We start from the raw sequence: 7,041 nt of genomic DNA on the forward strand, positions 1-7,041 counted from the left end.
GGACTGCCCTTGAGGCGGCCAGCCCCTACGTGCGGCCCTTCCGGCTGCCGCACTACACCTCCGAGACCCTCAACTGGATTGAGAATTTCTGGAGCCACCTCAAGGTGGCCTACTTCAGCCGGATGCTGACCGAGGAGCGTGAAGCGTTCTATCCAGACGCTATCCGCCTCCTCCGAAGGTTGCGTCGCTCGGGAAGGATAGGTCCCTTGGCGCTCCGGACTACCCCCTGAACGGAATTACCTTCCCTGGCTTAGCACTGGGGATGAGCCAGGCACGGCGGGGGGTGGCCTCATCTCAGCGAAGACAAAGGGCAGGCTTACATGGGGGAGCCATAGCATCGACGTCAAGATTGAGGGCAAGGGCGTCGTCCGATTTCTGGATGTGATCCAGCATAATGGAAATACCTTCAACGCAAACCTCGTCCAACAGGGAGGAGTTGAAACTGGCCGGGGATTCGGTGATGACCCACTTGATGGTGAAGAGTGTGAGCACTGCCACGAAAGCAAGGCAGCGCACCTCATCCTTGAGACAAACGAGAGTTTGGCATTGGCGATGCAGTTGTATGCAAAACTTGAGTGGGTCCGCCAGAATGCATCCGACAGGCAAACGCTGAAGCCCAAGAAGAAGGGCTACATGATTGGCGTTTTGCTCTGCAAGGGAGGGAGCGAGATCTACGCAGCCATGTCTGGCGAGAAGGACCTTCCAGGGTTCAGTCATGCCGTCAAGTTGCTTCATGATGAGAATGGCAAGTGGTCTGAAGCTGGCACGAGTCAGTTTGATGTGGCCAATGTTCTCAACAGCAAAAGTCTCCTTGAGCAGGAGGTGGCCAAGGAACCTGTTCCCGTCCCGCAAGACACGCTCATGCAGATATTCAATCGGATTCCCACGGATCTGACGGACGAGCAGGGAAATCGCATCCCAAGGAATGCAATGGGCGTCTGCGCTGCACCCAAGCTCATTCAAGCGGCGTTGAAGGACAAGCCGCAGGCTCATCACCCACTTCATCTGACGGAGATCTGGTACAGTCCTTGTAACTCGACTGTGGTCAGAACCGTGGTCATGTATGTGGAAGAAGACGAGAGCGCCGGAGGCCGGAAGATCCAGCAGAAGATCGAGGAGTTCGGTAGCGGGCAGTCTGTGTCGTCGTGCCTGACGTGCCAAGCGCAGCTCACGCCCATGCTCTGCCGCCACGCCGAGGCCATGTGCCCGTGAGAAGGATGTCTTTGTGAAAGAGATTATCGATTTCGTCAGCCAGTACGATCCTGGCTTTCCTAACGAGATTCGCGGCGCCACGGAAGCTGAGATCGCACGGCTGGAACAATTGGCTGGGCGCAAGCTTCCAAACGCATATCGGCAGTTCCTCAAGTCCATGGGCCGAGGCATGGACGCCATGGGGATCTCTGGTTACAACTTTGGCATTGAGGCCGTCACGGAGATGCATGGAGAGGACGAGTATGATTGGCCTCTCCGGTTCCTCGTTATCGCCGAGCACGAAACGGATCCCTATTATCATTACTTCATGGACCTCGACACGCTCCATGACGGAGATTGCCGAGTGGTGTCTTTTGATAGCAGCTTTACCTCGGAGACGCTACAGGAGCGGCATCTTCACGTGCAGGCAGCCAGCCTGCAAAACCTGTTGTTCGAGACGGCTTTTATTTGCAAGCGTTTGGCTCTGCTCCCCTACCTGCAAAGACTCAAGCTGCTGTATCCAAAGCTCCAGGCGAAAAATACGAGTGCGCGGGAGACATTGAATGTCTTTGAGCAGGTGGTGCTTCGCCTGGGGTTCCGGAAGCTTCCATTCTCCGAGCCCGAGCCCATGCTGTTCGACAGACATGACGCGGCGATCTACGCCAAGAGCGGATTCGCCGGTGAGATCGTCTGCTCACTCGCGGCGCAGGACGGGCGCGAAGTCGCCCGCTTGCGCGAAATCCTCAAGGATCATTCTGAGCAGAACTGAACCACCGCTGCCGCAGTCAGCCCGCGGGCCTCGAGTGATGACCCATCGGCAGTTAGCCTATGGGCGGAGGGTAGACCTGCCCTGGCTTGGCCGAGGCCAGGAAGTGGAGCGCACGCTCGAAGGTCCCGAAGGAGGGAACATTCGCGGCCCTCAACGTCGCCAGATCCAGCATCTGGGCCAGGGGAAGCTGATCGAGCGTGGGCTTGTACGCCTTGCCTTGCGCAAAGTGCTTCGAGAGCCACTCCTTCACACCCCGAATGGCCTCGACGTTGCCGGTGTATGCGGCTCCCTCCTCCAGCCCGGGACGTTCGATGCCTCCAGGCCCCGGGAGTGGTTTCCCCGCCATCTGCGCGACACAGGGCAGAAACCAGGTCTCGAACCTCGAACCCACCAGGGCGGTGAGCGGACCGAGGTCCAGTACCGTATCCGGTCCCAAGCTTCGGAAGTTGTGCATGAAGATACGGTCGATCATCCGCTGGCTCGCTGCTCCGTCTGCTGGCTTGTGAACCGGCCTGCAAGTATCCCCCATCTGCCGGGGCCTCGCGGAAAATCCCCACGAAGTGCTCGGATTGCCACTTCGAGCTTCACTGCGGCGGGCTTGAGGTGGGCTGGCGGGGCACGTCAAAGGACGGGATGCAGCACTTGCCCTCCCAGTCGTACGCGTTTTTTCCGCAGGGGGGCTGCATGCTTGCTATGCACACCCAGCACGCTCCGCGGATGACCGTCTCGATACGGGGCGTGCAGGGGGGGCGGTTCTGGCCGGGAAGCGGCTCGTCGGGAAGGGGCCGCCCCAACGCGGTCGTACTGCCACCTTGAGGATTGGGCTGACGGGTCGCGAGGACCACGCTATCTCCCACGGCAGTGCTTCCACCTTCGTGGAAGTGCTCGGCTGCAACTGGCTGCGCGACTCGATGCTCCCTGAGCAGCCACTGCACGGCGACCAGAGAGAGCACTCCCGCGAAGAAGGCCACTGCGGCTCGTGCACCCCAGGCTCGCGTGAAGGTAGGGCGCCGTGCCTGAGGAACTGCGGCAGGAACTCGCGCCTTCTTCGTTCGCCGCTCGAACTCCTCCTTCGCGGCGGCATCCCGCTCCGCAGCCAGACGCACACCTCCGGGTGAACGCCAGCGGTGGCCTCCTCCGTCACCCCAGGTGAACAGTGGCACATCCCCCTCGGCGCCCACGCTCCTGGCGGCCTGCTCCAATGCCTCAGCCGCCTTCCGGGCCTGCCCGTCGAAGCGCTCGACGGGCGCCAGCGCCAGCAGTCGCAGGATGATGGCTTGCAACTCCGGACTCACGCGCGGGTTGAGCTCGCGCGGGGGACGCGGTCCAGGCCCTCCCGCTCGCCACACCTCGGAGTCTGGCTGGCCAGCGCAGGGGGAGGGCGGGTACTCGTCTGTCACCAGCCGGTAGGCCATCACTCCCAAGGCGAACAGGTCATCACACGCGCTGGCCGGGTAGTGCACCGTGGGGTGGCGCCGGAACACCTCGAGAAAGCCCCACGCTTCGGGGCTGCGATAGAGCCCCGTTCCCGGCGGCAGCAGCTTCGAGGTGAGCGTGGCCGCGCCTCGGGAGTGCCCCGCCCCGAAGTCCGTGAGGAAGACCTGGCCATCCGCCGGCCTCACCATCACGTTGTCCCCTTTAACGTCCCGATGCACTCCCCCGGCCGCATGCGTGGCCTCCAGCGCCCGCGCCACCTGCGCCAGCACCCGCAGGCCCTGGCCCAGGCTCGGGTTGCGCCGCTCCGCCCACGCATAGAGCGGCTCGCCGTCAATCCACTCCATCACCAGGTACGGATACGTCCCGGAGGGGTGCTCCCAGGTTCCTTGCTCCACAAGGCGCGGAACGTGGGGGCTGTGGATGATCGAGAGCAGGTGGGCCTCGCGCTCGAAGCGGGGATCTCCCGGGGAGATGGCCAGCTTGAGCGCGAACGAGCCGTCCTCCTCGTGGCCCTCGCGCTCCACGCGGTAGAGGGTGCCGTAGGAGCCTCGGCCGCCCCAGCCCTTCACCCGCCACGGCCCCACCCGCATCCCCACGGGCAGGCAGAGCGGGTCCACTTCCGGCACAGGCGCCTTCTTCCCCATGGGCGTTCTCCGATGTGGGCCACCCCATCTGCCCACACCCCGTACCCTACCCTATGGGTCGCGAGGATGGCGCCTTGTCCCGCCTCTGACTGGTCAGGCCCTTCCAGCGCAAGTGCCTGTTTTCACGTGGAGCCAGGGGTTGGCCCGCCGCGGGCTTCAAGGATGCCGCGGACTCCTTTCGCCAGAAAGTCCGCGACCTGTCGCCGGTTCGGCGTCACCTGCCTCTACCTGCTGCAAGCCGGGTGACGTTGACTGCTTCCAGGCTCGTACCCGGGGGCGACCCGTGTATCCGTCACCCGACGAAGCGCTCCAGGCTGTCCAACAGCTCACGCGCCTCGGTCGAGCCCGGAGGGCAGACGGCCGGGAAATGCCTATTAAACGGCATACTCAGGAACCCCCAGTCTCTTCCCTCCTGAGAGGAGAACCCCATGAAGAATGCTCCGATGACGGAAGCTCCCTCTGTTTTCCCGATGGTGGGTGTTCCGCTGTGGGCCCGAGCAGGGCTCGCCGCCCTGTGCTTGTGGGCGAGCGCTTCGGGCTGTGGACCCGAGGAGTCTCTCTCCGAGCCTCAGCTCTTGGACAGCCAGTCCCAGGAACTCTCCTCCGGCAATGGCTTGTCCGCCAATGGCTTGTCTGCCAATGGCTTGTCTTACAACGGCTTGTCTTACAACGGCCTGTCGGCGAATGGCTTGTCCGCCAACGGCCTGTCCACCGCGGACTTCACCCAATGGTTCACCCAGAATCGCGCGCACGCCGACATGGTGATGACCTATGTCGTCCGTTGCGCCGTGCCGGTCGGGCAGAGCCGCTCGTATACCGACAGCCAGACGGGGAAGACGTATACCTGGGTGGGCGAGCTGGGGCTCGCGCCGGACTGGGCCAATGGCCACCCGGCCAGCTACAACGAGCAGCAAATCATCACGGCCTGCCTGCTGGCCCACGTCAACCGGTATGGGAAACACGTGACCATCTCCGTCCTGGGCTTGGACGCGTGGGGCAGGGAGATCCCCGTCACGTGTAGCGAGCGGGCGACGTACACGGTTCATGAGGCCTGCTTCTTCGGGAACCTCTTCGTCCCGAACAGTCTCTTCTTCGGCTCCGACCAGCCCGTCAACAACGAGGGCGAGTACCTGACCCGGGCTTGCGGAGCGTTGGGCGCCGGCGGCGGCTCGCAGGGCCAGTGCGCTCCGTTGCGCTTCGTCGGACAGTGCTCGCAGGTGTGCATCCCCGCGGCGGGGGGCAGGTTCTACGGGAGTTGCACCTACCAGGGCGTGGGCTACCGCCCCATCACGACTCGGATGACGCCGGCGGATTACAACCAGCTCTTCCCGGGCCCCTGACGGCTCCGGGGAAGGCCGAGTCCTGGCAGAGGGAGGTGGGCCGCTCCTCACGGGAGCTGGAAGCGCTGGAAGAACTCCCAGAGGGCGCGGCTGGCGTCGAGCTCCTGGCTGGTCCGGCCGATGAGCCTCCGGGGCAGGTACTGAACTCCTCCGGGCCACGTGTGGCCGCCGCCCTCGACGACGTAGAACACGACCTCCGAGCCGTTGCGGCAGGCACCCAAGGCCTCACGGCGGATGCGCGTCCCATCCCCAGGTACGCGATCCGGCTCTGGCGTGACGGCGGGGGGGCCCTTGCACCCGTTGAGCCCGGCCCATCGGGCGAGGGCCTCGGTCTCGGAGAGCACCGGGCCTCGGTCCCCGCTCACCTGGCCTCCCTGGAAGGGCACGAGCGGATCCTCCGTGCCCACGAAGGTGATGAGGGGCACGGGCCGCGCGGGCGAACAGCTCGCGGAGAGCCTCTCGGGCATCAGCCCGGCCACGGGACCGATGGCGGCGAAGCGGTCCGCGCGCTCGCACGCGAGCCGGTAGCTCATCATCGCCCCGTTGGACATGCCGGTGGCGTACACGCGGCGCCGATCCACCCCGAACTGCGCGATGAAGTGATCCACGAGCGCGGTGAGGAAGCCCACATCATCCACGCCCTGCCGGTCCGCGGGAGTCTTACCCCGCCCATCCGCCCAGGAGCGGTCCACGCCGTCCGGATACACGACGATGAAGCCCGCCGCGTCCGCCACCGCATCGAAGCCGGTGAGCTTCGCCTGGCTCTGCCCCTGTCCCAGCCGGCCATGGAGGGACACCACCAGCGGCGCCTGGGGCTTCACCTGGGGTGGCAGGTGGTACAGGAAGGTCCGCGTCCGTCCTCCCTGCTCCAGCGTCCCGGTCCCCGAGCACGGCGCGTCGGATCTGCGGCATGGGGCGTGGGCGCCTGCGCACGCGGACAGCATCAGCGCCAGCACAGCGGCCTTCCAGACTCCGGTCCACCTTTGCGCCATGCGCCACCTCCGAAGCGAAGGCTCAGCGAGCCCCGTCAGCTCTTGTGGGGGCGTTGGGACTGGCGCCGCAGCCAGTTGTTGAGGAACGCCTTTACCGCCGGGTGCTCCGAGCGGCGGAACTCCTCCGGGGGGCCGAACTCGACGATGCGGCCTTCGTGCATGAGGGCCAGCTTGTCTCCCGCCCGGAAGGCGGAGGCCACGTCCGGAGTAATGACGAGCGAGGTGGCGCCCAGCTGGTGCTTACCCGTGAAGATGACCTCGTTGACGGAGGCGGTGGTGAGCGGATCCAGGCCGGCCGTCGGATCGTCATAGAGGAGGATCTTCGGCTGGAGGATGGCGGCGCGAGCGAAGCCCACGCGCTTCTGCATGCCGCCGGACAGCTCGCCCGGGAAGCGCAGGGCCGCGTGCGTCAGCCCCACCACCGCCAGGGCCTTGTTCACCGCCTCGCGAATCTCCGGCTCCGACATGCGAGTGCGCTCGCGCAGCGGGAAGGCCACGTTGTCGAACACGTTGAGCGAGTCGAATAGGGCGTTGGCCTGGAAGAGGATGCCCATCTTGCGCCGCAGCCCGTCCAGCCCCGCCTCGTTCAGCTGGGAGAGATCCTCTCCGTCCACGCGCACCGTGCCCCGGTCCGGGTGCAGCAGCCCCACCAGGTGCTTGATCAGCAC

Annotated in this window: 6 protein-coding genes and 2 pseudogenes; 4 read left to right on the top strand and 4 right to left on the bottom strand. The window is 64.9% G+C overall.

The genetic code is table 11. From position 1 onward, the window contains the following. From ACJ8AT_RS29860 to ACJ8AT_RS29870, 3 genes and pseudogenes are all read left to right on the top strand, one after another. Positions 1–230 (top strand): annotated as a pseudogene (locus tag ACJ8AT_RS29860) (hypothetical protein); the annotation flags it as partial. A gap of 34 nt (positions 231–264) precedes the next feature. Next, a pseudogene (locus ACJ8AT_RS29865) lies at positions 265–1,212 on the top strand (hypothetical protein); the annotation flags it as partial. Positions 1,213–1,225: 13 nt separating this feature from the next. Further along, entirely contained in the window at positions 1,226–1,960 is a 735-nt protein-coding gene (locus ACJ8AT_RS29870) for an SMI1/KNR4 family protein (protein WP_407741332.1), read from the top strand. Between the two features lie 52 nt (positions 1,961–2,012). On the opposite strand, the gene ACJ8AT_RS29875 is transcribed toward ACJ8AT_RS29870, so the two are convergent. After that, a complete protein-coding gene (locus tag ACJ8AT_RS29875) occupies positions 2,013–2,432 on the bottom strand; it encodes a hypothetical protein (RefSeq protein ID WP_407741333.1) in 420 nt (139 codons plus the stop codon). Between the two features lie 112 nt (positions 2,433–2,544). Next, on the bottom strand, positions 2,545–4,041 hold the full coding sequence (locus tag ACJ8AT_RS29880) for a serine/threonine protein kinase (protein ID WP_407741334.1): 1,497 nt from the start codon (positions 4,039–4,041) through the stop codon (positions 2,545–2,547). Positions 4,042–4,469: 428 nt separating this feature from the next. Here ACJ8AT_RS29880 and ACJ8AT_RS29885 point away from each other — a divergent pair, with 428 nt between their 5' ends. Further along, positions 4,470–5,381, top strand: coding sequence for a hypothetical protein (locus tag ACJ8AT_RS29885; RefSeq protein WP_407741335.1), 912 nt, complete (start codon positions 4,470–4,472; stop codon positions 5,379–5,381). 47 nt (positions 5,382–5,428) lie between these two features. Here the strand turns inward: ACJ8AT_RS29885 and ACJ8AT_RS29890 are convergent, their stop codons facing one another. Both ACJ8AT_RS29890 and ACJ8AT_RS29895 read right to left on the bottom strand, forming a co-directional pair. Further along, a complete protein-coding gene (locus ACJ8AT_RS29890; RefSeq protein ID WP_407741336.1) occupies positions 5,429–6,373 on the bottom strand; it encodes an alpha/beta hydrolase family esterase in 945 nt (314 codons plus the stop codon). A gap of 35 nt (positions 6,374–6,408) precedes the next feature. Next, on the bottom strand, positions 6,409–7,041 hold a 633-nt coding region (locus tag ACJ8AT_RS29895; protein WP_407741337.1), incomplete at its 5' end, for an ABC transporter ATP-binding protein.

Source organism: Hyalangium sp., assembly GCF_045802625.1.
Lineage (GTDB): Bacteria > Myxococcota > Myxococcia > Myxococcales > Myxococcaceae > Hyalangium.